The sequence below is a fragment of the Cupriavidus sp. SW-Y-13 genome (assembly GCF_009793345.1).
Classification (GTDB): domain Bacteria; phylum Pseudomonadota; class Gammaproteobacteria; order Burkholderiales; family Burkholderiaceae; genus Cupriavidus.
On the sequence record NZ_WHLX01000003.1, the window covers coordinates 458,455 to 484,010 of the forward strand.

The 25,556-nt window shown below is 57.6% G+C and carries 21 protein-coding genes and 5 pseudogenes; 12 read left to right on the top strand and 14 right to left on the bottom strand.

Going from position 1 to position 25,556, the window contains the following annotated elements; translation table 11 throughout:
- Positions 1-15: 15 nt before the first annotated feature.
- From GA566_RS29600 to GA566_RS33790, 3 genes and pseudogenes are all read right to left on the bottom strand, one after another.
- Entirely contained in the window at positions 16-1,242 is a 1,227-nt protein-coding gene (locus GA566_RS29600) for a hypothetical protein (RefSeq protein ID WP_043355374.1), read from the bottom strand.
- Between the two features lie 322 nt (positions 1,243-1,564).
- A pseudogene (locus GA566_RS33785) lies at positions 1,565-1,702 on the bottom strand (transposase); the annotation flags it as partial.
- 27 nt (positions 1,703-1,729) lie between these two features.
- Positions 1,730-2,875, bottom strand: a complete 1,146-nt coding sequence (locus GA566_RS33790; RefSeq protein WP_043355372.1) for an SRPBCC family protein — start codon at positions 2,873-2,875, stop codon at positions 1,730-1,732.
- A gap of 165 nt (positions 2,876-3,040) precedes the next feature.
- Between GA566_RS33790 and GA566_RS29615 the strand changes: the two genes are divergently transcribed.
- A complete protein-coding gene (locus tag GA566_RS29615; RefSeq protein WP_043355370.1) occupies positions 3,041-3,955 on the top strand; it encodes a LysR family transcriptional regulator in 915 nt (304 codons plus the stop codon).
- Between the two features lie 586 nt (positions 3,956-4,541).
- Here the strand turns inward: GA566_RS29615 and GA566_RS29620 are convergent.
- The 5 genes and pseudogenes from GA566_RS29620 to GA566_RS29640 form a co-directional block, all read right to left on the bottom strand.
- Positions 4,542-5,564 carry a LacI family DNA-binding transcriptional regulator gene (locus tag GA566_RS29620; protein ID WP_043355368.1) on the bottom strand — a complete coding sequence of 341 codons (1,023 nt, stop codon included), beginning with the start codon at positions 5,562-5,564 and terminating at the stop codon, positions 4,542-4,544.
- 124 nt (positions 5,565-5,688) lie between these two features.
- Entirely contained in the window at positions 5,689-6,345 is a 657-nt protein-coding gene (locus tag GA566_RS29625) for a tripartite tricarboxylate transporter substrate-binding protein (RefSeq protein WP_225934402.1), read from the bottom strand.
- Positions 6,346-6,442: 97 nt separating this feature from the next.
- Positions 6,443-6,885, bottom strand: a pseudogene (locus tag GA566_RS29630) (transposase); the annotation flags it as partial.
- Between the two features lie 221 nt (positions 6,886-7,106).
- Entirely contained in the window at positions 7,107-7,430 is a 324-nt protein-coding gene (locus GA566_RS29635) for a group II intron maturase-specific domain-containing protein (protein ID WP_237380917.1), read from the bottom strand.
- A gap of 166 nt (positions 7,431-7,596) precedes the next feature.
- A pseudogene (locus GA566_RS29640) lies at positions 7,597-7,959 on the bottom strand (IS5/IS1182 family transposase); the annotation flags it as partial.
- Positions 7,960-8,174: 215 nt separating this feature from the next.
- Between GA566_RS29640 and GA566_RS29645 the strand changes: the two are divergent.
- Positions 8,175-9,186, top strand: a pseudogene (locus tag GA566_RS29645) (IS110 family transposase).
- Positions 9,187-10,366: 1,180 nt separating this feature from the next.
- Here the strand turns inward: GA566_RS29645 and GA566_RS29650 are convergent.
- A complete protein-coding gene (locus GA566_RS29650; RefSeq protein ID WP_043355366.1) occupies positions 10,367-11,014 on the bottom strand; it encodes an IclR family transcriptional regulator in 648 nt (215 codons plus the stop codon).
- Between the two features lie 94 nt (positions 11,015-11,108).
- Here GA566_RS29650 and GA566_RS29655 point away from each other — a divergent pair, with 94 nt between their 5' ends.
- From GA566_RS29655 to GA566_RS29695, 9 genes are all read left to right on the top strand, one after another.
- The gene (locus tag GA566_RS29655; RefSeq protein ID WP_043355363.1) at positions 11,109-12,092 is read left to right on the top strand and encodes a tripartite tricarboxylate transporter substrate binding protein; all 984 of its coding nucleotides are present in this window, start codon (positions 11,109-11,111) and stop codon (positions 12,090-12,092) included.
- 24 nt (positions 12,093-12,116) lie between these two features.
- On the top strand, positions 12,117-12,986 hold the full coding sequence (locus GA566_RS29660; protein WP_052495072.1) for a VOC family protein: 870 nt from the start codon (positions 12,117-12,119) through the stop codon (positions 12,984-12,986).
- The gene (locus GA566_RS29665) at positions 12,986-14,401 is read left to right on the top strand and encodes an aldehyde dehydrogenase family protein (protein ID WP_043355360.1); all 1,416 of its coding nucleotides are present in this window, start codon (positions 12,986-12,988) and stop codon (positions 14,399-14,401) included. Before GA566_RS29660 ends, GA566_RS29665 begins: the two co-directional genes overlap by 1 nt.
- A 13-nt stretch (positions 14,402-14,414) precedes the next feature.
- Entirely contained in the window at positions 14,415-15,683 is a 1,269-nt protein-coding gene (locus GA566_RS29670) for a CaiB/BaiF CoA-transferase family protein (protein WP_043358200.1), read from the top strand.
- The gene (locus GA566_RS29675) at positions 15,680-16,420 is read left to right on the top strand and encodes an enoyl-CoA hydratase/isomerase family protein (RefSeq protein ID WP_043355358.1); all 741 of its coding nucleotides are present in this window, start codon (positions 15,680-15,682) and stop codon (positions 16,418-16,420) included. Before GA566_RS29670 ends, GA566_RS29675 begins: the two co-directional genes overlap by 4 nt.
- Positions 16,421-16,427: 7 nt before the next feature.
- Entirely contained in the window at positions 16,428-17,165 is a 738-nt protein-coding gene (locus GA566_RS29680) for an enoyl-CoA hydratase/isomerase family protein (protein ID WP_043355356.1), read from the top strand.
- Positions 17,166-17,194: 29 nt separating this feature from the next.
- On the top strand, positions 17,195-18,376 hold the full coding sequence (locus GA566_RS29685) for an acyl-CoA dehydrogenase family protein (RefSeq protein ID WP_043355354.1): 1,182 nt from the start codon (positions 17,195-17,197) through the stop codon (positions 18,374-18,376).
- 11 nt (positions 18,377-18,387) lie between these two features.
- A complete protein-coding gene (locus tag GA566_RS29690) occupies positions 18,388-19,503 on the top strand; it encodes an acyl-CoA dehydrogenase family protein (RefSeq protein WP_043355352.1) in 1,116 nt (371 codons plus the stop codon).
- Between the two features lie 121 nt (positions 19,504-19,624).
- Positions 19,625-20,227, top strand: a complete 603-nt coding sequence (locus GA566_RS29695; protein WP_124684263.1) for a hypothetical protein — start codon at positions 19,625-19,627, stop codon at positions 20,225-20,227.
- 173 nt (positions 20,228-20,400) lie between these two features.
- Here the strand turns inward: GA566_RS29695 and GA566_RS29700 are convergent, their stop codons facing one another.
- The 3 genes and pseudogenes from GA566_RS29700 to aceE form a co-directional block, all read right to left on the bottom strand.
- Positions 20,401-20,622, bottom strand: a complete 222-nt coding sequence (locus GA566_RS29700; RefSeq protein ID WP_196765233.1) for a ferredoxin — start codon at positions 20,620-20,622, stop codon at positions 20,401-20,403.
- Between the two features lie 20 nt (positions 20,623-20,642).
- Entirely contained in the window at positions 20,643-21,959 is a 1,317-nt protein-coding gene (locus GA566_RS29705; RefSeq protein ID WP_081201625.1) for a cytochrome P450, read from the bottom strand.
- A gap of 109 nt (positions 21,960-22,068) precedes the next feature.
- A pseudogene (gene aceE, locus GA566_RS29710) lies at positions 22,069-22,431 on the bottom strand (pyruvate dehydrogenase (acetyl-transferring), homodimeric type); the annotation flags it as partial.
- 151 nt (positions 22,432-22,582) lie between these two features.
- Between aceE and GA566_RS29715 the strand changes: the two are divergent.
- Positions 22,583-23,026 (top strand): MarR family winged helix-turn-helix transcriptional regulator, encoded by a 444-nt coding sequence (locus tag GA566_RS29715; protein WP_043355349.1) that lies wholly within the window; start codon positions 22,583-22,585, stop codon positions 23,024-23,026.
- A gap of 357 nt (positions 23,027-23,383) precedes the next feature.
- On the opposite strand, the gene GA566_RS29720 is transcribed toward GA566_RS29715, so the two are convergent.
- Positions 23,384-24,403, bottom strand: a complete 1,020-nt coding sequence (locus tag GA566_RS29720) for a LacI family DNA-binding transcriptional regulator (RefSeq protein WP_043355348.1) — start codon at positions 24,401-24,403, stop codon at positions 23,384-23,386.
- A 129-nt stretch (positions 24,404-24,532) separates the two neighbouring features.
- Positions 24,533-25,519, bottom strand: a complete 987-nt coding sequence (locus GA566_RS29725) for a tripartite tricarboxylate transporter substrate binding protein (RefSeq protein ID WP_043355346.1) — start codon at positions 25,517-25,519, stop codon at positions 24,533-24,535.
- Positions 25,520-25,556: the final 37 nt, after the last annotated feature.

The window sequence follows — 25,556 nt, forward strand, 5'->3', positions numbered from 1 at the left end:
ATACGCTCGTCGCACTCAAGGTGTGCCGAAACTGGCGCTTACGATGGGCAAGCCCTTTCGATGCCGGGCGCCATAGTTGACCAACGTAGACGCGTTGCTCCGCAGGTACCCGCAGACCTTATCTAGATTCCACCACAGCGTACTGAATTCATACCCCGCTCTGGTCAGGAGCTGCGCGTCCAATGCCTTGATGCGCTCCAACGCTTTGCGGCCCTTGCCATGCCACGCGAGCCACTTGGCGTGCGTGATTTCGGTCTCTATCGACTCTCGTTCCAGTGAATCGATAACCTTACTGCCGAACACGGAACGCTGCGCCGCTTTGAACTTCATAGCGATGTGGAACCAATCGAGAATCCTGCCGCGTGCGAGCTGACTGCCCCGGATGGTCTTCTCAAATTCACCGGCGTCGTCGCTGATCACGGTAACGCGCTCGTCGGTCGCCACACCGTTTCGAGTGAGAAATTGATCCAGCCGCGCTACTGCCGAGGTAACTTCCCGGTGCACATAGGCATAGAACTTTGGCGGCCTGTCGGTGAACGTCGCTCGTCCAGCGATGAGGTTGACATGTCGGCCAAGGCCCCTCACCGAGTCGCAATGCCGCAACCACGCCGAGTCAACGCTCACGGTCGCGACATGGCTGGATTCGCGAACCTGGACGCCTCCGTCGAAAGGGGGCAGCTTCGCAATATCACGCTCGATGTCAGCGTCGAGTTGCTTTCCGATAGCACGAATCCGATTTCGAGTGCCGCTGAACGAAATGCCCTTGTCCAGAGGCAGTATTTCCTTCAGCATCGCCGTGGCCTGCCGATATGGCAGATGGCTTGCCCACTTCGCCTGGAGGTATTCCAGCTCTGGCGTGGCGCGATTAGTCAGCGCTTTAGACAAGGGATGGATCACGGATCGTGGCGTCGGCACAGTCCGTTGGCAAGCACACGACCACAGCCTCGGACTGTTCACCATCACCTTGCCATACACCGTGCGCACCACCGTCGAGCGCTGGTCCTTGTGGCTCAAAGCCGCCCCGCAACTCCTGCAATGAGTCTGGCCCGAAAGCCATCCCGCGACTTGTTTCGAAACCAGCTCGGTCTGAACCTTGGCCAACAGCGAGCGGCCCTCCGCGAGGGTCAGGCCCAGATCCGCAAGACTACCGTCACGGCGCTCGATCACTGCCAAAACGCCCTCACCGGCATGGCCAATATCGCTGCCCTCGTCCGCCAACCTGGCTTCGATGATCAACCGCATGGCTTGCTCCCACCGTTGCGATACCGATCAGCCTAGTTCACATACAACCGGCGCGGTGCCTAAGCGGCACTTTCTTGGTGTCCTCCCCAACCTTTGCACGCTCTCCAACGGATAGCGAGAAGATGTTGTTCGAGCGTGAGAAACGCAAATACAATGCGATGCATAGGCCAGTCTGTTCTGGTTGTCGTGTGGCGCCTGGAAAACATCGCACGATATCAGAGCAGTACTGGCCTTCCTTATGTCCGTTGCGTCTCGCGCTGATTGCGGAGATGTTCAGAAAATCGCCCCAGCCGTTCGCGGGATAAACGGCCCTCCCCAAACCTCAGATTGCGCGGGACGTAACAACCCGCAGCCGCAGAAGCTCGATATTGGCGCGGCCATACATTTGGCGCTTGAGGAGCTTGAGCCTGTTGACATGACCCTCCGTCTGGCCATTGCTCCATTGCAGCCTGACACGCGCGGTGGAGCCTGCATGCCCCCATGCCCTTCATGTCGCCTGTTTGGAAGCACAATCCGTTTCTGCCGCGGGAAGAACACTCTCGGAGACGCTGCGCAGCTTGTGAAGCAAGGCAACAGAGTCGCGCTCAATTCGCTTACGCAAAACCAGCCGATCAGCCATGCGGGCCACCACACTGGAAAACCGATACTCCAGCGTCCGCACGAAGCGCGTGCCAGTGGCTGTGCCGATGCACTCATACGTGACGAACATCTCAAGACCCCGGTTGCCACGGGCCCGGGTTCGCCAGAGCCGATCCGGAAGACTTTCCACGACTTCCCACTGCAACTTGCCTGCACGGCCGCCGACGTACGCAAAGTGGCTCCCAACCGGCAGCGACCCTCCCTGCCCGGTGATCGCTACGTGGTAAGGATGCCACTCGTGCCAACGAAGCGGAGTACTCACGTAGGCCAGTACCTGGCTTGGCGTCCGGGCGATATCAATGGAATGCTGCATCTTGACGGTGGGGACCAGGCTCTCGCTTGCTTCTTCGGGCTCCCAATGAAGGGTTCCATAGATCCAGTCCCACAGTGGAAACACTACGGCGAAGTTCTTGGTCTGCATCAGGTCACGGCGGTGATGCAACTCATGCAACCGCCGCATGTGGCGAATCCACGGCAGGCGACAGATCGGATTCTGCGGCGGGAGGTGCTCGCAGGCATGAAAGATCTCGTAGCTGAGATAGCCGCCCAGTAGCGTGGCGGCAAACAGCGCAGCGACGTTCGCATTGACCAGGCCGATGATCGACCAAGCGAGCAGCGCGCCAATGCTGTAGACAACGATCAGCCATGCCGGGAACAGAATCACCCGCCAGTCCTTGGCGAACTCGTAGCGCATCTGGTCATCTGCGAAAAAACTATGATGGTCGCCCGTGTGGCGCTGGTAGAACGCCTTCGCGAATCGCTTCTTGTTGTGCCCGAGACCCTTATGGGTGCGGTACTCGCCACTGCTGTAGAAAATTAAGGTGGCCGGCACAGTTAGCCACTCCACCGCGCTGACGTGGTCCAACTTGTTCAGCAAGAAGAGGATCAAGGTCACGCCGAAAACAAGAACGAAGCCAGCATGCAGCCAGGGGTTGTAGTAAGGCGAAATGTTCGCCCGGTATTTCTTCCGGAAGGTTTGGGTATCAAAAGACATGATCGGCTCTCAAAGACTGTTGCGCTGTCGGGCTCGCGATACGTGGCCAGTTCCGCCAAGCCCCCGCGGACCTTTCTGACGTCTGGCGCCAGTAGGTCGCTTGGTGTTGTAGTCTATTGGTGCGATCATTTTCATTCCAATGGATATTGATGATGAGAATTATTGATGAATCAGAATTTGCAGCAGATTGATCTCAATCTCCTCTTCGTGTTCGACATGCTGATGCAGGAGCGCAACCTGTCACGCGCGGCCGAGCGACTGCACAAGAGCCAGCCGGCGGTGAGCAATGCGCTCAGTCGTCTGCGCGAGCAACTGGGGCAACCTCTTTTCCGCCGTACCGCTAAGGGACTCGAGCCCACTGCCGGGGCGATGACGCTGCACGTGCCGGTACGGCAAGCCCTGCGCTTGCTGCAGGCAGGGCTTGCCGTTCAAGAGAGTTTTCAGCCGGACACGGAGCGAACCTTCCGACTGTCGATGAATGACTATGGGCAGCTACGGCTGTTACCGAGCCTGATGACCCGGCTGATGGCGCTGGCGCCGCAGGTGAAGCTGCAGGTACTGTCGGACGAAGGTGCCCTGATCCCGCAGCGACTGGCCAGCGGAGATCTGGACTTGGCGATTGATTACCTGTACTTCGACGACGCCGATTTGCTCTACCAACCGATTCACGAAGAGCGCCTCGCAGTTATCGGCCGACCGGGCCACCCTGCATTCAGGGAAGGCCTCGACAAGACGGCGTATCTGGCCGCACAGCACGTCTCGCTCTTGCCGCGAGCCGGCCGCGGCAGTCCGCTCGAGATCGTCCTGGGCTCGGCCAAAGTGCAGCGCCATGTGCAGTTGCAAGTTCCGCACTACCTGACCATTCCAGCCATCGTCGCCAGCACCGATTTGCTGGGTACCGTGCCCTGGCACTTGGCCAGGCATTTCGTGCACAACTATGGCTTGCAGCTCGCGGAGCTTCCTTTCGAAACGCCTGCGGTGCAGGTCAGCTTGATATGGCACCGTCAACAACAACACATGTCTGGTCTGCAATGGCTGAAGGAGCAAATTGCGCAAGTTGCACAGACCGAATCGAGCTGATGTGGCGGGCCTCATTGGGCTGCCTGCGCGATGGATCTTTGAATCCATAGTGGCGCTGCCTGCGCTGTGTCGGGAAATCGGGCGGCGCGTTCGAGCCCTGCAGCCGCACCAATAAAATCAAGGGTTTACAGGGGTTTTCCTGTAAACCCTTGTGCATTTTGCGGTCTATGTAACCGCCATGTAACCCGATTGGATCGCCGCGATCCATCTGGAACCATGTCCTGCCTGCGCCTACAGTTGCTTCGTGCCCCATTTGCTCGTGTGGCACATAGGTCTCGCGCGATAAAATCCTACCCACTGCATCAAAGGGGACCGGGGTCGTGTCACAAGCAACAACGCCACAAGAATGCGTCGCTGCCGCAAGGCAGCTTTATGCCGTTTTGAAAGGGCATCTCGATCGTCCAACTTGCACCAGCAGGATGTGCGGAATTCCCTCGTGAGGCGATGGGCCTCGATGGAAGACCGTTCAACGTCATCGACCGTCAGACCAAGGCTCGCGAAATCATGCGGCTATGGGAAGCCTTGGGACGATCAGGACAGTAATGCATGATGGCAAGGTGTTGCACTTTTGATTTGAGGCCGCCATTTATTGTCGAGGTGGCGCAGTACTTTCGCGAATTACTAGGTCAGGCTCGAACTCGGTCTGGATGTTTTTGGCTCCTCCTTCGATCTGCTCAATCAAGTTGCGCGAAGTAAGCTCGCCAATCAGAACGGGATTCGAGTGCACTGTCGTTAGCGCGGGTGTTACCAGTTCCGCCATCTGCCAGTCGCCGAAGCCTGTGACAGAGATGTCGCTCGGAACCGAAAGTCCCAATGTGCGGCACTCCGCGATCGCCGCCACAGCAATGAAGTCATTGATGCATATCAGGGCGGTCGGCTGTTCCCGATGCAACAGCAAGTCCTTGCGCTGCAGGCAGACGCGCACCGCTTGTCGCACAGCAGATGCATCGTAAGGGGTCGGAAAAATGCGGTTATCGGGTAAGGAAATGTCGTTCTCGCTGAGGACGTCTCGGATCCCCAGAAGCCGTTGAGACGATAGAAACTGAGTTTCGAGAGGACCTGGGAGCACTGCAAACTGCCGGTGTCCTTGTTTGACTAAGTAGGTGGTTAGCCTGCGCATAGCCAAGCGGTTGTCATACCCCACCGTCGGATGCATCCCTTCGCGGTCCACGGCCCACATTAGTACATACGGGATAGCGTGCTTGTGTATCAGCGAGAAGACTTCGGGATGATGTTGTGAACCGATTATTGCGATCCCGTCCACTCTACGCTCCAATAGGGCGCGGGCGCAGCGCAATTCGGTCTCACTGTCGTCCCGATGGCAAGTCAACAGAACGGTATATCCAAGCCGGTCGAGCTGGGCCTCCAAGGTATCTACTGCTTTGGCGTAAAGTTCATTCATCAGTGTCGGCGCAATTATGCCCACCGATCGCGTGCGCCCCTGACGTAGTTCGCGAGCCGCCGAGAAGGGAACGTAGTTGAGGCTTGCAATAGCGTTCTGCACTCGCTCCAGCGTGTCAGGTCGCAGCCTATCCGGCGATGTCAGTGCACGGGAGACTGTTGCCGAGGAAACGCCGGCGAGGAGGGCGACTTGCTTGACATTCACCATATCGGGTCAGATGTTATCTTCAGCCGGAATGACGGCCGTCTGCCATCCATTGTAACGATTGGTAGTCGAAAGCAGTTCCCGTCGTTGGAGGGTTCCCGAAGACGGATCGACATCCCTGGTGAGGCTAGTCGAGCCGGACCTTTGCTGAATCTGCCACTCGCTTCCACTTCGAAACTTCGGCGCGAAGCAACGCATTGAACGCCTCAGGCGTGCCGCCTGCGATCTGCGCTCCTTGAGCCATCAGCTTGTCGCGGACCTCCGGATCCTGAAGGGCTTTGTTGAACTCGCTGTTCATCTTAGCAATGATGGCCTGTGATGTCCCGCTCGGGACCATGAACCCGCCCCAGGAAACGGCTTCGTAGCCGTTTATCCCGAGTGCTTCATCTACCGTGGGCACATCGGGCAGTGACGGTAATCGAGTCTTGCTCGTGACCGCGAGCGCCCTGAGCTTTCCACTCTTGACTTGCGGCATTCCCGCGAGCGAGGTGGGAAGGGCAACATTGATCTGCTGACCGAGCACGTCTGTGAGCGAAGGCGCGTCTCCCTTATAGGGAACGTGGTTCATCTTGACGCCAGCCATGGTACTAAGGAGTTCCCCGGCCAGATGGCTGCCCGAACCATTGCCGGCGCATCCAAAGGTGATCTGCCCTGGCCTAGCCTTTGCCATCGAGACTAGTTGGCGCAGGTCCTTTATTGGCGAATTTGCTGCTGTGACGATAATGAGCGGCACCGTTGTCACTAAGGAATTGCTGATCAATGAGGTTTGCGCTTGATGTTGCACAAGCCAAGGACTTCAGCTTTCGCAATCCGGGAGAGATGGGCCGATTCAAGCCGTCTTTCTCGCGTTTCGCACCTTTCCTGGTCGCGCTTTTGCGCGCTCAGGACGGATTGCTCCCCTCTAAGGACAACAACAGCCTCCTGGCGAACACCAGATTCGCCAAACCAAACAGGCTGAACAACTGCGCCGTGTTCTTGAACAGGCCCTTGTAGCGAACCTTGCGATGACCAAACAGATTCTTGATAACGTGGAACGGATGCTCAACCCGCGACCGAATCTGTGCCTTGACCCGCTCGACGGCGATCAGCAAGTCCTTGACGGCTCCGTCACACATCGCCTTGATCTTGCCGCGCTTGACGGCCACCTGCCACTTCACGGTCTTGCCTTGCATCTCCTCGCGCTTGTCCACGCCCGTGTAGCCCGCGTCGCCAAACGCATGCTCCTCGTGGCCATGCAGCAAGGCATGGGCCTGCGACACGTCCGACTCTTGGCCGCTGTGCCCACCACGCTATGCACCAGCCCAGAGGCCGCATCCACGCCGACGTCGGGTAGCAGCGGCGCATTTCTGCGCCACTGCCCCCTAAGGTAGGGTCGAGAACTGGCGCGCGCACCTTCAGGTGCCGGTGGTGATTCCACCGCTTTCGCGATGGCCCGCAATCCGGCGACCATAGTCACGTTTCCAACTCCCGCCACGTCAAACGCAGCATGCGGTTTTCCCGCACTACGCTTTCCTGTTTGCTTCATGTCAAGGTATATGGGACCTATCATGCCGGGGCCGCTTTCGTCGATGGTCGACGACGAACCCGATAGCCGTTGAACAGCTTCAGTTCGTCATAGAGCCACCGCCTACTCCACGTCTTCCAGCCGAAGCCCCGACGATTCCGGGAGCGCTCCAGATGGCGCCTGACCTTCTTTTCCACCCAGTCCTGGATGAAGCTGAAGCACTCACTGGAGTGTCCGACCGCGAAGTAGTTCACCCAGCCACGTAGCACCGGATTTATCAGTTGCACCACCCGATCCACCGGCTGCGACTGGTATCGCCTGAACACCTCCTTGAGTTTGCGCAGCAACGCCGTGCGTTTCTTCAACTTGGGCGTATAGTGCGCTCGCCACACCTGTCTCTTTATGCTGCGCAATCGACGGAAGTCGAATCCCAGAAAGCCAAAGCTCTCACCGCAGTCCAAATCCACCGTGCGACTCTTCTCTTCATTGACCTCGACCTGCAACTTGGCAAACTCTTCCCGAAGCCGTCGGCTTTCGCGTCAGTTCATGCTCGACGAGCAGGCGGCGAAACTTCAGCAGCGTGGTCGCGTCTGGCACCGCCTCGACTGCCAGGTCGATCCCGGCAAACGCCCGCATCGCCATGCTGTCGTACAGCGCGTCTTCCAGTGCCTCGTCCGACAGCCCGTACCACTGCAGGAGGAAGTAAATGCGCAGCATCCGCTCAAGGCCGATCGGCGGCCGGCCACGTTTGCCCTTGGGGTAGTACGGCTCGACCGCCGCAATCAGGCGCGCCCACGGCACCACGCTCTCCATCTCCGACAGGAAGCGCTGGCGGCGCGTCACACGCTTCTTGCCGTGACTTTCCGCTTCCGCAAAACTGATCTGTCGCTTCATCACAGGACCTGAATCATGGACACGCTCATGACAACGCGCTCACCCAATGCCTCGATGACTCGCGCACTGATTTAATCAGATGGTATGGACGCCTCCCCCCGGCAACGGGGCGCCGCTTACCTGCAAGAGTAACTGTAAGGGTCCTCGCTGCCATGGCATCCCTATGCCAAAGTGGAGGTGTCGATTGCAAACGACCCTGATCGGGACGATCCAAAATGAAGCTTACCGTCATCGGCATGGATATTGCCAAGCATGTCTTCCAACTTCATGCGGTGAATGCCAACACCGGTGAAATCGAGCGCATCAAGTTGAAGCGGAGCCAGGTCACCGACTTCCTTGCTCAGCGGGAGCGTTCACTCATTGCCATCGAAGCTTGCGGCAGCGCCCACCGTTGGGCACGAGAACTGCAGAAGCTCGGCCACGAAGTGAAGCTCATCTCTGTGCGATCGGTTCGTCCCTTTGTGTTGCGTAATAAAACCGACGCTGCCGATGCCAGAGCTATCTGGACAGCAGTCCAGCAGCCCGAGGCGCGGTTTGTTGCGATCAAGAGCGAGCAGCAACAGACCATTCTGGCGCTGCACCGCATCCGGGCTCAACTGATGAAGTTCCGGATCATGCAGACGAACGCATTGCGCGGCTTACTCTATGAGTTTGGTGAAGTCCTTCCGGAAGGATCTCGGGAATTTGCCGAAAAAATTTCTGGTGCGCTTGCCAAGATCGCGAATCGCTTGCCAGCCATACTGATCGACAGCCTACGAGAGCAATGGGCACGCGTGCAGGCAACCGACAAGGAAATCGCTGTGCTGGAACGTCGGCTCAAGGTTGCGCTTTGCGACAATCAGGAATGCCAGAAGATCGCTGAAATTCCTGGCGTGGGGCTGCTAACCGCCACGGCTGCGGTGGCTGCGATCGGCGATGCCAAAACGTTTCGCTCCGGGCGTGAGTTCGCTGCCTGGTTAGGCTTGGTACCGAAACAAACGGGCACCGGTGGTCACGTGCGCCAGCTTGGCATTAGCAAGCGAGGTGACACCTACCTGCGCACCCTACTCATACACGGCGCCAGATCGGGTGATCATCAAAGGCGCATGAACCGCCTGGCTCGACGGATTGCTTCAGCGACGTCCTTTCAATGTAGTGGTGGCTGCCGTAGCCAACAAACTCGCCCGGACCATCTGGGCGGTGCTAGCAAGGGATACGAGATACACGGCACCCGCCATGGCTGCATAGCCAGGTGCGTGGCCCGCCTGAACTGACTTCTTCTCAAGGAGCGCAAGCATTGATCGCATGATGGCTAACAGGTTGGACCGGGGCGAGGAAAACCCGATAGGGAATGTGAGCAGCAACGCTCGATGATCAGATGAGGACCTCGCCAGCGAATTCCATATGGGCCAGCAGGCTGAGCGGCCTGCACAAAAGGGCCGGACATAGGCGTGCTGCCTTCACCTGTCGACCACCATGTCAATCGGCTTGCAATCCGGGAGGCGTCCACATAAGGCGATTCCCTAGTGACGGATCGCGCCGCAGCAACTATGACAGTTGTGCATCGCCAGAACACCGGGTTGTCGCGCCATCATCAGTACGAGCACGCTGACAACCAAGGTGGCCGCATTGATCTGGAGTATCGGATGCGGGCTCAAAGTACTGGCTACTGAGCGGCCCCAGATCTCAATGCCTTTACGTTGACCGCCAGCCAAAGCGGCAGTGTCGCAGACACCACGCATCAGAACAGCTTCGAAGATTGATCCTGCCCGGCAACTTTCATGTCGCAGAATCGTCTGCGTAGCTAGGTACGCCTCCGCTACTCCCAAATTAGGGCGTCATCTCCTGGATGCAGCTTGATGCGGGTTTCAACGTGCGTTCCTTCGGCGCGAGTATGCCTGCGGACGGTCCATTCTCGATCGTCTGTTGCGAAGATATTGGCGCCAACATGGGCGTTGCCGTACGGGGCGTTAGTATGCGCAAGTGATCTGCTAATGCGATTTCCAGCGTCCCATTGCCAGTTGCAGCTAGTAGAACGACCACGCCTGGGTTACGGTGAAATGGGAAGCGCTGATCATCCAAGAAATCAGAATCGTGCGTCAGTATGATGCGTCGCGTTTCACAAGCCGTCGCGAAACTGGCCTCGTCGGCGTGTCCAATGAGCGCCATGCTAGGGTAAGCCGCCTACTTTTCCGATGAGAGTAAGGCGTCCGGGCCAGCCCTTGCGCCCGCAGCGCTCGTGCCGCCGTGATGCCGTGATGCCGTGATGCCGGCGGCGGGTGTCCCGACGACTACGATGTGCTCACGGGAAATCATCAGAGATCCTCGTGAACCTCGATTGCAAGCGCCGGACAGATCCCAGCGGCCAAGCGGGCAGATTCGTGTTGATCAGTCGACGGTTCCGCACCCGGGGCGATGAGCGAACTCCCTACGCTGGCCCCATCCCAACAAGCCTTGAGACCATCGCTGCGGCATTCTGAAGTGTTGGAATGATTTCATTCTCGATCCTTTCGGGTGTCGCCTCGGCTGGCGATGTGGAAATCCCGATAGCCAGCTGGCGGTTGCCAACCCGAGCAAGCGGGACTGCAACTGAGATCTGATTGCTCTCTGGATACTCGACCATCGCCCATTCACCGACCCCGAGGGTCAACGCCTGTGTGAGCGCGCTACTTGGAGGCAGGATGCTTCCAACCCGGAGATTCATCACCACGAGGCGACGGCGTTCCGCGAGTGCCATCGCCCTTCCAATAATGATCACCCCGTCGGGGTTCGCTTCACCCAGGTTGGATGTTCCTGCGTACGTGTCAGCCAGTTGCTGGAGCATCTGCTGAACCGAGTCTGTCACTCCCAAACTTTCCAAAGCAGCAAAGCCGATTTCGAAGACTCGGGTAGTCAAGCGCCATTGGTTGCCCTCGCGCGCGACATATCCCTCCTCCTCCAAAGTCAATAGAAAGCGCAGAACGGTCGGGTGCGGCAGGTCTACGGCACGCGACAACTCCGCCAACGTAGGTCGCCCGTTCTCTCGGAAAGCGCGCAGCACCGCTAGACAGCGTTGGATCGATCTATTATTCTTCATTCGTACACCCTGTGTACCGCTAGTTCACCTAGTGAACATCATAAACCAGGTGCCCTTGAGATGCAACCTGCTTCTTGAGGTCAGGAGACAACGAATGAAACGATGGATATTGGGCTTTAGCGCCGCTGTGGTGGGGTGCTGGGCAGCGACCGGTCAATCTGTTGCGAACGCCAGCGAGTCCTGGCCGAGTCGCCCGATCAAGTGGGTCGTGCCGTATCCGCCGGGCGGCACCACTGACATGCTGGCACGTATCGTCGGTGCCAAGCTCTCTGAACGACTCGGGCAGCCCGTGGTGATCGAGAACAAGCCAGGCGCTGGGGGCGATGTTGGCACGGCCTATGTTGCGAAACAGCCCGCTGATGGATACACCATCGTTATGGGCAATATTGGTCCTATTGCCATCAACCCCACGCTTACTCCCGACGCTCGCTTTTCTCCCACGCGAGATCTCGCGCCGGTGACGCTCCTGGCGGAGGTTCCCAACCTGCTGGTGGTCAACCCGCAACTGCCGGTCAAATCGGTGAAGGAACTCGTTCAGTACGCGAAGCAACAGCCCAATCCCTTGTCGTACGCAACGCCTGGCAACGGAACATCTTTGCACTTGGCGGGTGAACTGTTCGCTTCGACAGCGGGCCTGCGCATGGTTCATGTGCCATACCGCGGTAGCGGCCCCGGCCTGAACGACACGATGGCAGGCCATGTACCGATCATGTTTGACAACATGCCTTCGGCATTGAATCTCGTAAAAGGCGGAAAGGTTCGCGCACTCGCCATCACGAGTGCTGTCCGTTCCCCGTTGCTGCCGGACGTCCCAACGATGACTGAAGCTGGTCTGAGCAACTATCAGATCACTGGTTGGTTCGGCGTCTTGGTACCTGCCGCAACGCCGAAGCCGATCGTCACCCGTTTGGATGCCGAAATTCAAGCTGTACTCAAGATGCCTGACGTCCGCAGCAAGATTGGCGACATCGGCGGAATCATCTCTGGCGCAGGACGAGATGAGTTCGGCCGATTCATCCAGCAGGAGTCGGCGAAATGGCAAAAGCTCATTCGTACCGCGCACATCACCGTGCAGTAGGTCAGTTACTTTAAGGAAGAAGCAATGTTGAACTCGGTTGACAGAATCCTCGTTGCGGTGCGCGACCTCGATCAAGCAGAGCAGAACTACAGGGAAGTACTTGGGGCGCAGTATCTTGATGAGCTTGCAAGCGACCATCTGAATGCCCGTGGCCGTAGCCTGGTAATCGGCGAAAGCACGGTCGAACTTTGGACCCCGCGGGGAGCAGGGGTCGTAAGTGATCATCTTGATAGCTTCGGGGAAGGCCTCTTCTTTGGAGGGGTCTCGACAGCTAGCCTGGCTGAATGCCAGAGGTTCCTTGCCGAGCAAGGTATCCGATTTGCTGAAGCCGACGGCCGTCTCTATTTGAACGCGGGCGGCCTCTATGGCATGCCACTCGTTGTCAGCGAAGCGGCAGCGCGGGTTCGAGCGAATGGTCCTGTGTCGTTTCTGTACGAGCTCACCATGGTTCTCAGCACCGACTGGCGAGAAGTCGCGGATTGCTACGCGCGAAAACTGGGCCTGCAGCGCGACAAGGCAGTAGACATCACGTTCGCGCGATTTGGCTATGAAGGCACGCTGCTGATGTTCGCGCCGGATCGTCTCGATCGCATCGAATTGGCTGAAGCGCATGATCCCGCCTTTGCCATGGGCAGGTTTTCGGGCAAGCGAGGTGACGCACTTTACATGTGCTACATCGAAACGCATGATTTGGCGGACGTAATCAGGCGACTCGAATCGCGCAACGCAAAGTGGACCCGAAGGACCGACACGGGCAAGCCCGAGCAGGACGGCCTCTGGATCCATCCGAGCGCGCTGAATGGCGTCCTACTTGGTGTATCCCGAACCTCGTTGGCGTGGGGATGGTCCGGTAGCCCCGAGAAAGTCGAAGAGATTTCAGAGGTGCAGTCGTGATGCCGGAGATCTTCGATCAGCAATACATCGGGGGATCGTGGCGCCGTGCTTCTGGCACACAGCTCATCGACGTAGAGGACCCGAATACTGGCCTGGTATCGGCCCAAATTCTTCCAGGTACCGAGGAGGACGTCGGTCTCGCCTTGGGTGCCGCGCAGAACGCATTGGCCAGCTGGTCCGCAACATCCGTGTCGGACAAATGCGCAATTCTTAATCGCCTAAAAGACCAACTCACAAATCGGCAGGAGTCGTTGGCCGATGCTATCGCGGCTGAGGTTGGCACGCCCTTGAAGATCTCACGCATCGTTCAAGTCGACTCGCCCATTCGGAACATTGGGAACTTCGTAAAGCTGGCGGAAGGATTTCCATGGCAATCGCGAACGGGCCCATCTGTCATCGTCCGGGAGCCATTCGGCGTCGTGGCATGTATCACGCCATGGAATTTCCCGCTTCATCAGATCATTCTGAAGGTGGTGCCCGCGCTTCTGGCCGGGAACACAGTCGTGCTCAAACCAAGTGAATTGACGCCCCGAACAACGCGCCTTATCTGCGATGCCATCAATGACGCAGGCTTTCCTTCGGGCGTGGTGAACGTTGTGAACGGCTTGGGTGCGGTAGTGGGCGCAGCGTTGGCGCGAGCTGACGGCGTGGACATGGTTAGCTTCACAGGATCCACGGAAGCGGGTCGTGCAGTGTCTTGCTTGGCCGCGTCGACCATTAAGAAGGTGACGCTGGAATTGGGCGGCAAGTCGCCTTCCTTGGTATTGCCGGGTGCGGACCTGACTGTGGCCGTCAAGGGAACGCTCGCTTCCTGCTTCCTCAACAACGGTCAGACTTGCAGCGCGCTGACCAGGTTGATTGTTCACTCGCGTGATGTGTCGGCCGTCGAAGCCCTGGTGAAGCAAGAACTCGCCAAGTTCTCTGTCGGATCCAGCCTCGTCGAAGGCCATCGGATCGGCCCGCTCATTTCTGGCAAGCAGCGTGACCGCGTGCAGGAACTAGCGGAAAAAGGGGTAGCGGAGGGCGCCACGCTCATCGCGTCAGGCCAGGATGTTCCGCCTGCAGGATTCTTCGTCAGCCCGAAGGTGTTTCTCACAGATCAACATAACTATCTGGCCAAGGAAGAGGTGTTTGGCCCCGTGCTCTGCGTGATTCCCTACGACGAAATCGACGACGGCATCCGCATCGCCAACGCAACGGTGTATGGCCTGGCGGCGGCCGTTTGGGGCGATCCTGACCTCGCACTCGACGCCGCTAAGAAGATTCGTGCAGGACAGGTCGATATTAACGGCGCCCGATTCAACCCCGTAGCGCCCTTCGGCGGCTTCAAACAAAGCGGTGTTGGCCGGGAGGCGGGTCACGTCGGTTTGGATGAGTTCCTCGAGTACAAATCTATCCAAATGAACGAGGGATGACGGGATGTCTCTTATGCAGAAACAAGCTCTAGGGAACATTCGCGTATTGGATATGACGCGAGTGCTCGCAGGGCCATGGTGTACCCAGATGCTGGGCGACATGGGAGCCGATGTCATCAAGATTGAGCACCCATCGCGAGGGGATGATACGCGGCAGTGGGGGCCGCCGTATGCGATGACGAGTGAAGCGGAAGTGCTTGAGGATTCCACCTACTTCGCTTCCGCAAATCGGAACAAACGATCGGTTGGCGTGGACATCGCCAACCCAGACGGTGCGGATCTGATCCGTAAGCTCGTTCTTGAGTGCGACATCTTTGTAGAGAACTTTAAGGTTGGTGATCTGGCTCGTCGAGGGCTTGACTACGACAGTCTGAAAAAGATCAATCCGCGCCTGATCTATTGCTCTATCACCGGGTACGGCCAATCCGGGCCGTACGCTGACCGCCCCGGCTACGACTTCGTTTTCCAGGGGGAAAGCGGGCTGATGAGCATAACGGGCGAGCGTGATGACGAGCCTGGTGGTGGGCCACAGAAGGTCGGGATCGCCATTGCTGATCTGACGACGGGACTGTATGCGACGGTCGCGATCCTCGCCGCGTTGAACCACAGGAATGTCACGGGAGAAGGTCAGCACATCGATTTGGCACTGCTCGATTGTCTGGTTGGCTTGTCGTCGAATCAGGGATTGTCGTGCCTGATCAATGGCGCCGAACCGCACCGGTGGGGGAACGCGCATCCGTCTCTCGTACCGTATCAAGTCTTTGATACGGCAGACGGTAAGGTGGTAGTTGCTGTGGGGAACGATTCCCAGTGGCAACGCTTTTGCCAAGCGATCGACGCCAAAGAACTGGCCCGGGATTCGACGTTCTATTCCGCATCCGGACGCATTCGGAATCGAGAGGCGCTAATTGCGCAGGTGTCGTCGGTTCTTGCGGCGCGCCAAACCGAGCATTGGCTTGCCGCGTTCTCCGCAGCGGATATCCCGCACGGTCGTATCAATACCTACAAGGAAGCCTTTGCTCACCCACAGGTCATCCACCGTCAGATGGCGATCGACGTGCCGGTTGACAAAGGTATCGGCTCGGTACGGGGCATCGCCAATCCCATCAAATTCAGTAAAACGCCGGTGCACTACGTTCGGGCGCCCGCGAAACTCGGTCAGCACACAGAAGACGTGCTTTCCGACTTGCTAGAACTTTCCGCGGACCACATCGCCGGTCTCGAAGAACGTGGGGTGATTAGTTGCCAAACGTCAAAAAAGACACTTCAGGAGCAATCATGAGCATCCAAGCTAATAATGTCGGAAACGTCCTGGAGATTTGCATTGCGCGTCCAGAAAAGCGCAATGCGATCAGCGCCGCGATGTACCAGGAACTGACCCGTCTTCTGGATGAGGCCAACGCGGACAAGGAATGTGCCGCAGTCATCGTGCATGGTGCGGGCGGACACTTCACTGTCGGTGCCGATATCAATGATTTCCAGACCCGGCGGGGTAATGAAGATTCCCCTGCTGTCACGCTTCTCCGGAAGATGGCCGCGATCGATGTGCCGCTAATCGCAGCAGTCGAGGGACTGGCGATTGGAATCGGCGCCACGATGCTGCAACACGTCGATTTTGCCTACGCATCCCAAGATGCGCGCTTCCGCATGCCGTTCGTATCGCTGGGTCTGTGCCCCGAGGGCGCATCCAGCTACCTGCTCGAATCGCTGGTAGGTGTCCGGAAGGCACGTGAGTGGTTGATGCTTGGAAAGTTCTTTGATGCAGAAGAAGCTTTCGATGCCGGGCTTCTGACGTCGCTGACGCAGGACGGGGAAGCCCTTGCACGGGCGCGCGAAACGGCTGCCGAACTGGCAAAGCTTCCCAAGGCTTCGGTACGCGCGACAAAGCGGATGTTGAACCACGAGAATCGTGCCGCTGTGGGTTCTGCGCTCGACCTGGAAGTGAAGATGTTCGCCGAACTCTTGAATACCGAAGCCACTCAGGAAATCTTCAAATCCTTCCTGAACAAGAAGCGTTAAGAACGCCATGGCCGAGTTGATAAAAATCGAATCAGAAAATTTCGTCCGGGTCATTACGATGAATCGGCCGGATAAGAGAAACGCGCTGAACTCGGAAATGTGCGACGCGTTGCACGACGCGTGGCAAGACTTCGCGGGCTCAGAGGATCGCGTTGCCCTGCTACGTGCAGAGGGGTCGGTGTTTACGGCAGGCCTCGACACGAACGATCCACCGGATTCCTTTTGGCATGCCATTCCCAATGTCGCATTTGACATTGGAAAGCCGGTTATTGCAGCGGTTAATGGCCCCGTGATAGCGGCGGGCGTATCGATGCTTGCATTCTGCGATCTTTGTGTAGCGACTTCGGCAACGACCTTCGTTTATCCCGAAGGTCGCCTAGGCATGGCAGCCGGCTTGATTAGCTCGCTGGTCGGTCGGATTCCCCACAAGATCGCGATGGAGCTCATGTTGACCGGGCGCCCGGTATCCGCCCAACGGGCCTATGAAGTCGGATTCGTAAACGAACTCTGTGAACCAGGAAGCGAAACAGAGGCAGCTCTAGTGACAGCGCGTCAGATTGCGAGCGCAGCGCCGCTGGTACTGCGTTTCCTCAAACAGGCGGCGAGACACTCGATTCCGGTAGGACTGGTTGAGGCAGGCTATAGCGCCCAGTACCAAGCTCAGATGCTGGCCAGGAGTGAAGACGCCCGGGAAGGGGCGTTGGCGGCCAAGGAGCGTCGCGCTCCCGTTTTCGTGGGCCGCTAGGACTAACTAACACAGTAGGGGACTGAGAAATGGATCTGAATTTCACAGAAGAAGAGCAGGAATTTAGAAAAGAGGTACATGCGTGGATCGACGCCCATTTGCCGAAGGAGATCTCGCACAAGGTGCACAACGGACTGCAGCTATCCCGCACCGATATGCAGCGTTGGCACCAAATTCTGGGGAAAAAGGGTTGGCTGACGTATAAGTGGCCAGTCGAGTTCGGCGGCACGGGCTGGACACCAGTGCAGCGGCACATATTCGAGGAAGAGTGCGCGTTGGCAGGAGCACCGCGACTCGTGCCCTATGGGCCTGTCATGGTGGCACCAGTCATCATGGCATTTGGTAACGCTGAGCAACAGGCGCGCTTCTTGCCCGGCATTGTGACGGGCGATGTTTGGTGGAGCCAGGGTTACAGCGAGCCGGGATCGGGTTCCGACCTGGCTTCGCTCAAGACACGAGCGGAGCGAAAGGGAGACAAGTACATAGTCAATGGTCAAAAGATCTGGACCACGTTGGCTCAGTACGGGGAGTGGATTTTCTGTCTCGTCCGGACCAATACAGAAGGGAAGCCGCAGGCAGGGATCAGTTTCCTGCTCATTGACATGCGTTCGCCTGGCGTCACGGTTCGGCCCATTAAGCTGCTGGACGGCGAGTGCGAGGTCAATGAGGTCTGGTTCGACAATGTTGAGGTCCCCGTTGAGAACCTGATTGGCGAAGAAAATAAGGGCTGGACCTATGCCAAACACCTTCTCAGTCACGAACGCTCGAACATTGCAGAAGTCGGGCGTGCCAAGCGTGAGCTCCGACGCCTGAAGCGAATCGCGGCTGCAGAAGGCATGATGGACGACCCTCGTTTCAAAGACGAGGTTTCGAAGCTCGAGGTAGATATTATCGCGCTCGAAATGCTGGTTCTTCGCGTTATCTCGGCAGAAAAATCCGGGAAGAATCCATTGGATATCGCAGGCCTACTGAAAATCCGAGGCAGTGAGATTCAACAGCGCTACAGTGAATTGATGATGCTGGCTGCAGGTCCCTATAGCCTCCCATTTATTCAAGACGCTATGTTGACGGAGTGGGATGGCGAGTTCCCAGGTGGAGAGCGACGGAACGCTCCGCTTGCCGCGACATATTTTAATCTGCGGAAAACCACTATCTACGGTGGCTCCAATGAAGTGCAGCGTAACATTGTTTCGCAAGTGGTCCTCGGATAAAGGAGTAGAGCATGGATTTCGAATTCACTGACGACCAGGACCAACTGCGAGATGCAGTAAGAAAGTGGGTAAAGCGTAGCTATACGTTTGAGCACCGTCGCAGTTCCGAGAGCAGCGGCGGATTTTCCCCGGACGCGTATTCGGAGCTTGCGGAGCTTGGGCTGACTGGACTTTACGTCCCAGAAGAGTATGGCGGCGTCGGTATGGGGCCGGTCGACGTTATGGTGGTTATGGAGGAACTGGGGCGGGGCATCGTACTCGAACCGCTGGCGCAAGTTCTACTTGCGGGTGCAGTGCTGTCGAACTACGCCGAAGCAAGCGTACGTGCGGCGTGGCTGCCTACGATCGCTTCTGGAGAAAGTCTGGTCGTACTGGCCCAGCAGGAGCGCGCGAATCGTTATCGCATCGATACGTGCGAGACGCGAGCAGTCGAGACGGCGGAAGGTTGGGAGCTTACTGGGAGTAAGAGCCTCGTGCCGGTTGGCGATCATGCTGCTGCGTACATTGTACCCGCCATGATTGCTGACACTCTCGGAGCGTTCCTTGTGGAGCGCTCCGCCCCAGGTGTATTGGTACACCCTTATCAAACTGTCGACGGCTCGCGCGCCGCGGAGCTGACGTTGTCGAAGGCGCCGGGCACGCTAGTCACCCGCGAAGGCCAGGATTGCCTGTCGTATGCCGTGGATCTTGGCATTGCAATGACGTGTGCAGAGGCCGTGGGCGTGATGGACGTAACCCTGGAGGCTCTGGTGGATTACATGAAGACGCGCAAGCAGTTCGGCGTCGCTATCGCGAGCTTCCAAGCGTTGCGTCACCGCGTCGCAGATATGAAGATGAGTCTAGAGCTCGCGAGGTCTATGAGCTACTACGCCTCGCTCAACGTCAACGCGCCGGCGAACCAGAGACGTCGCGCCATGGCACAAGCGAAATATCAGTTGGGCGGGTCGATGCGATTCGTCGGCCAGCAGGCCGTGCAATTGCACGGTGGGATTGGAATGACGGATGAGTATATCGTCAGCCACTATTTTAGACGCCTTACCCAAATGGAATCGGTGTTCGGAGATACGCTGCATCATCTGGCGCAGATGTCGGACTCCATGCATCCCGAGCTTGACAAGGCTGCCTAAGGCGCCGCGAAGAGTAAGTGCTCGATGAATTGCGATGGCGGGTGACCCTCATCGTTTCCGGCAGCGCGGTGGTACATCCTCGCGCTGCTCATAGTATCGGACCGGGATAGTAGCGTAATTGATGCAGACGCAACTTCAGTCACGAAGCCAAGTCGGGATCCATGATATTTTTCTTCCAATTCCAATGAAAGTGACTTCGTTGAGTGGCGAGCAGATAATCATCCGACAAGGCTATTCACGCGTAATTAAAGAGGGGAAGTTCGTGAAGCTCCCCGCTTTTTCTCCTGCGAGTCTGTTCTTGGGCGGCTCTATTTTTAAGAGCTCGCATTGCAGCTTCGATCTGGATGTAACTAGTTATTCTGTGGTGCGTGATCAACCAATGCACGATCTGTGGGATTCCAGGCCGCTTTGGGAGGCAATTTCATTGTCGGTGTTTATGAATCCAAAGGAAGCTTGGAATATTGCAGATATAGCGGATAGTTTGCAGACAACATCCTCGAGAGTCAGGCGGACCCTCTTCAGCCAGGGCAATTGCTTCACGGAAATATGTAACACGCAGCGGCTTATGCGTTCGCTGTTCGAATTGGCAGGACTGGAAAGATCTATACCGGATATTTCGAACAGAATTGGGTGGAGCCAATCCTATGACTTTGAGTCATCTTTCTATAATAGATTTAAAGTTTCGGCAGATGTTATTTGCGGAATGAAATTTTATGCCCGCTAGGCGATCTATTTAGAGGAGCTCTACTGAACGTTTGCCAGCCATCAACCGCTTCGAAAGAGATGGGCGGCCGTTGGGCAGGCCGCCCTCTTTTGCGATGGAAGTACCATCCGCCCCAGCCTCGCGCGCGCAGGCTGCTCGTGCCGCCGTGATGCCGGCGGCCGTTGCCCCGATGACTACGATTTGCTTAGGGGAATCATCAGAGAGCCTCGTGAATCTCGATTGCCAACGCCGGACAGATCCCAGCAGCCAAGCGTGCAGATTTTGTATTGATCGGCCGACGGATCGGCATTCAAAAGAATGACGATTCCGTCATCCTTTTGGTCGAACAGATCCGGCGCATTGACGACGCATTGGCCGGAACCGCAGCATTTTTCGGGATAGATTGTGATTTTCATCGTGATTCGCCGTAGTGGATTTACCAGCTAACGGGCAGTGCCCTAACACCATACATGAGCGAATCGCTCTTGAACGCGAGGCTCTCGATGGGCACGGCCAGCCGAAGATTCGGCAGGCGCTTCAGTAGGGCGGTGAACATGATCTGCATTTCGACTCTGGCGAGAACTTGTCCCATGCACTGATGCGGGCCGTATCCGAATGCGATCTGTGTCCGGGCATCACGGCGGAGGTCAAAGACGTGGGGATCTTTGAACTGCTCCTGGTCGCGATTTGCGGAAATACTAAGCACGACAACGGGATCACCGGCTCGGATCAATTGCCCATTCACGACAACGTCCTCCAGTGCGACACGTCGCGTCCCGGACTGTATGACATCCAGGAAGCGTAGCATCTCCTCCACCGCGTTTGGAACGAGGCTTGGATTCTGGCGAAGCTCTTCCCAGATGTCCGGCCTCTGAAGTAGGAAGAGCACCCCCATCGACGTCGTATTTGCCGTCGTCTCGTGCCCGGCAATCAGCAGAAGCCTTCCAAGCGAGACCACGTCTGTTTCAGTGATATCGCCCTTCCGTACATGATTAACGATAAGGCGACTGAGGATGTCCTCCCCGGGGCTTTCGGATCTCTTCGCCACCAGTTCACGCAGGTATTCGCACAACGCTTGATTCGCGGCGCTAGCCTCTTCCCTCGTCGCGGTGCTCGACGTCATGATCATCGCCTGTTCTTGGAAGAAGTCGTGATCGTCGTATGGAACACCAAGCAACTCTGAGATAGCCAATGCTGGTGTCGCCAATGTAAAGGCGCTAACCAGGTCAGAAGGCTGCGGCCCCATCGCAAAATCTTCCAAGAGCTTGTCCACGATGGCCTGAAGTCGCGGCCGCAGATTCTCGATCTTTCGGATCGTGAATTCGCTGGTCAGCATCCGCCGTTGCTCTGAATGCTTGGGTTCATCCATGGTAATGAAGGTCCGGTTACTACTCCGAACAACCTTTACTGCGGCGCTGGAAGAGGGAAATCCCGGATGTGAGACGTCGGAGCTAAAGCGAGAGTCCGACAAGACAGCGCGAACATCGTCATAACGCGTGACAAGCCAAGCGATCTTTCCGTCCCAAAGCTTACCTTGTGCCAATTCGCCCTTCTGTTGCATCTGGAAGAACACCGGCGGCGGCGCCAAGGGATCTACGCGCTTAGGGGGGAAATCTGGGATTCCGCCGCTGTCGCCCTCAGCGTGAAAAGGACACGCTGATTTCGGCTCGTTCGCAGCCGCATCAAAAGGACAGCGCCCTTCTACCGCGGAAGATGGGTTGGAGGAAGGGGTGGGAGCAGGCGACTCCGTCATGGAAATATCTCCGAGGGCGATTGGTGGCTAATGTTAGGTAGCCTACCTATGTGGCGCAAAGGGGGGTTTACCCTCAACAACAGAATCGAAGGTCGACCCGTAGACATCAGAAGAAAGCGGAGAACCCATATGTGGCGATATGCCCGCCGACGTTGGAGTGCTTGCCCGCCCGCAACACCATCGCCATGGCATTCCAGCGCGCCATGGCGGCCAGTCGGCGCTCGATCGAGGTGTCGCCTGGGTACGGCTGCTCGCCCGATTCGGCAATCGTATTGACGTAGGGCGTCGTGATTGCGCCATGGAAATCCCCGTGTCGGGCCGCGTCCGATTCATGCAGGCGGCCGATCAGGTAGTGGGCGCGTTCGCGGCCTTCCACTTCGGTCACGGCGGCCAGGGCCTCAATCCATTCCTGGGTTTCCTGCGGGTCCACATCCAGCGGCAATACGTGTAGCGGCAACACCGGGGCATTCATCTCTGTCTCCATGGGATTGACGGGGCTTCGGTTCGCATCAGGCCCGGTCGGATAGGCGTGGCCATTGCGCTTCAAATAAATTGCAGTTGCAATCGTCTGGGCATTGTGAGCGCTCTGCGGCATAATTGCAACTGCAACTATTGGAGATACCATGTCGACTGAGAAGCCGGATTTGTGGTTTTCGTTTGTACGGTCGCACCGGGCCTTGATACGTGAGGTGGATCGGCGTCTTGCCGAGGCTGGACTGCCTGTCTACGCGTGGTACGACGTGCTGTGGGGGATTGAAAGCGGGCCGGAGGAAAGCCGCCGGATGCATGAGCTGGCCGATGTGCTTGCCATCGAGCGGTACAACCTGACTCGCCTGATTGACCGGCTGGAGCGTGAAGAGCTGGTGACCCGTATCCGGTCAGAGGAAGACGGCCGCGCCGCGTTCGTGTCCGTCACACGGCAAGGTAAGGCCTTGCGCAAGAAGATGTGGGGCATCTACGAGGCGGCGGTCAAAGAACTGTTTCTGGCCGAGTTCCGGCCGGAAGACATCGGGCGATTTTCTCGTGCGCTGGATGCGGCGGCAGCCAAAGCGGGGTGGCCGAAATAGGTTCGAACTCCCTTTTCGTGCGGTGACGCTTCTGGCTCGCGCCGGAGGGGACGAATGTGTCCGCTTTTTGGGACACGTTCGACTTAGTTGGCAACGGCGGTACCCTGACGCCTCAATCAAAGGTCAGTGGCATGACCGGCGCTTACCGGCCCACCCTAAGCGGACATCAGGATGGAGCAGAGACTGATATCCATTAGGCGCCCCGCATGACTGAAGAATTCCCTCAGAACGTTGTCTGCAACGCTTCATTTAATAGCTGGACAACGTATGCTTCGACCGCTTTGTGCCCGGTGAGGGCCTAGCTAGAGCGACGGCTGAGTTCCGTCCGTAGCGACAAAACGTAGTTTGGCTCACCAACTATTGGGGCGGCGCCGTACTTTCGCGAACTACAAGGTCAGGCTCGAACTCGGTCTGAATGCGTTTGGACCCGCCTTCAATCTGATCAACCAGGTTACGAGAAGTAAGTTCGCCAATCAGAACGGGATTCGAGTGTACGGTCGTGAGTGCGGGCGTCATCAGTTCCGCCATCTGCCAGTCGCCGAAGCCTGTAACTGAGATGTCGCTCGGAACCGATAGTCCCAATGTGCGGCACTCCGCGATCGCTGCCACAGCAACGAAGTCATTGATGCATATCAGGGCAGTCGGCTGTTCCTGATGCGGCAGCGAGTCATTACGCTCGAGACAGGTCCGAACCGCTTGCCGGACGGCAGATGCTTCGTACGGTGTCGGGAGAATGCGGTCGTCGGGTATCGAAATGCCGTTCTCACTGAGGACGTCTTGGATGCCCAGAAGTCGTTGAGAGGAGAGAAATTGAGTCTCTAGTGGCCCTGGGAGGACGGCAAACTTTCGATGTCCCTGTTTGACCAAATAGCTCGTCAACCTGCGCATCGCCAAGCGATTGTCATATCCCACCGTGGGATGCATACCCTCACGATCGACGGCCCACATTAGGACATACGGAATGGCATGCTTGTGGATTAGCGAGAAGACGTCAGGGTGATGCTGTGACCCGATAATGGCGATTCCGTCGACTCTGCGCTCCAAAAGCGCGCGCGCGCAGCGTAGTTCTGTCTCACTGTCGTCCCGGTGGCACGTCAATAAAACGGTGTATCCGAGCCGATCGAGCTGCGCCTCTAAGGTATCGACCGCTTTCGCGTAAAGCTCGTTCATCAGTGTCGGCGCAATGATGCCGACCGATCGCGTGCGCCCTTGACGCAGGTCCCGAGCCGAGGAAGACGGGACGTAGTTGAGGCTTGCGATGGCGTTCTGCACGCGCTCCAGCGTGTCAGGTCGCAGCCGATCCGGCGATGTCAGTGCACGGGAGACTGTTGCCGAGGAAACGCCGGCGAGGAGGGCGACTTGCTTGACATTCACCATATCGGATCAGCGGTTATCTTCAGCCTGGGATATCGGCCGACTGCCGTCATTGTAACGACCTTGGTAGTCCACAGGCAGTTTCCGTCGTCGGGGGGTATCCCGACGACGGACCGGCATTCCCGGTGAGGGCTAGTCGAGCCGGACCTTTGCTGAATCAGCCACGCGCTTCCATTTCGTAACTTCGGTGCGCAGAAACGCATCGAATGCTTCCGGGGTGCCGCCTGCGATCTGCGCGCCTTGAGCCATCAGCTTGTCGCGGACCTCCGGATCCTGAAGGGCTTTGTTGAACTGGCTGTTCATCTTAGCAACGATGGCTGGTGAGGTCCCGGTCGGCACCATAAATCCACCCCAAGAAACGGCTTCGTATCCGCTTATCCCGAGCGCTTCATCTACCGTCGGCACATCGGGCAGTGCCGGCAATCGAGTCTTGCTCGTGACCGCAAGAGCCCTGAGTTTTCCACTCTTGACATGTGGCATTCCAGCAAGCGCGGTGGGAAGGGCAACATTGATCTGCTGACCGAGCACGTCTGTGAGCGAAGGCGCGTCTCCCTTATAGGGAACGTGGTTCATCTTGACGCCAGCCATGGTACTAAGGAGTTCCCCGGCCAGATGGCTGCCCGAACCGTTGCCTGCAGATCCAAAGGTAATCTGTCCTGGCTTGGCCTTTGCTAATGAGACCAGTTGGCGCAGGTCCTTCACCGGCGAATTTGCTGCCGTGACGATAATGAGCGGCACCTTTGTCACCAAGACAACTGGCGTAAAGTCTTTCAGCGTGTCATAAGGAAGTCTCCCGTATACGGCCGGGTTGATGGCATTCGGCCCAAGGTTGGCCATCAGCACGGTGTAGCCGTCAGGCTGCGCCTTCGCAACGGCTTCATTAGCGATGATGCCGTTTGCGCCAGGCCGGTTCTCCACAACAACAGACTCTCCCCATGCCTGGCTAAGCTTAGCGCTTAGGAGCCTGGCGGTCACGTCTGAGGCGCCGCCAGGGGGATATGGAAGAACGACCCGAATCGGCTGGACCGGCCATTCCTTAGCGTGGGCGGCGGCCAGACCGATGGTCAGTGTCACTCCGCAAACGGCTAATGCCCCCGCAATTCGTAGCAATCGATGCATGTCTGTCTCCTTTGAACGTGATCTTTATGGTGATCAC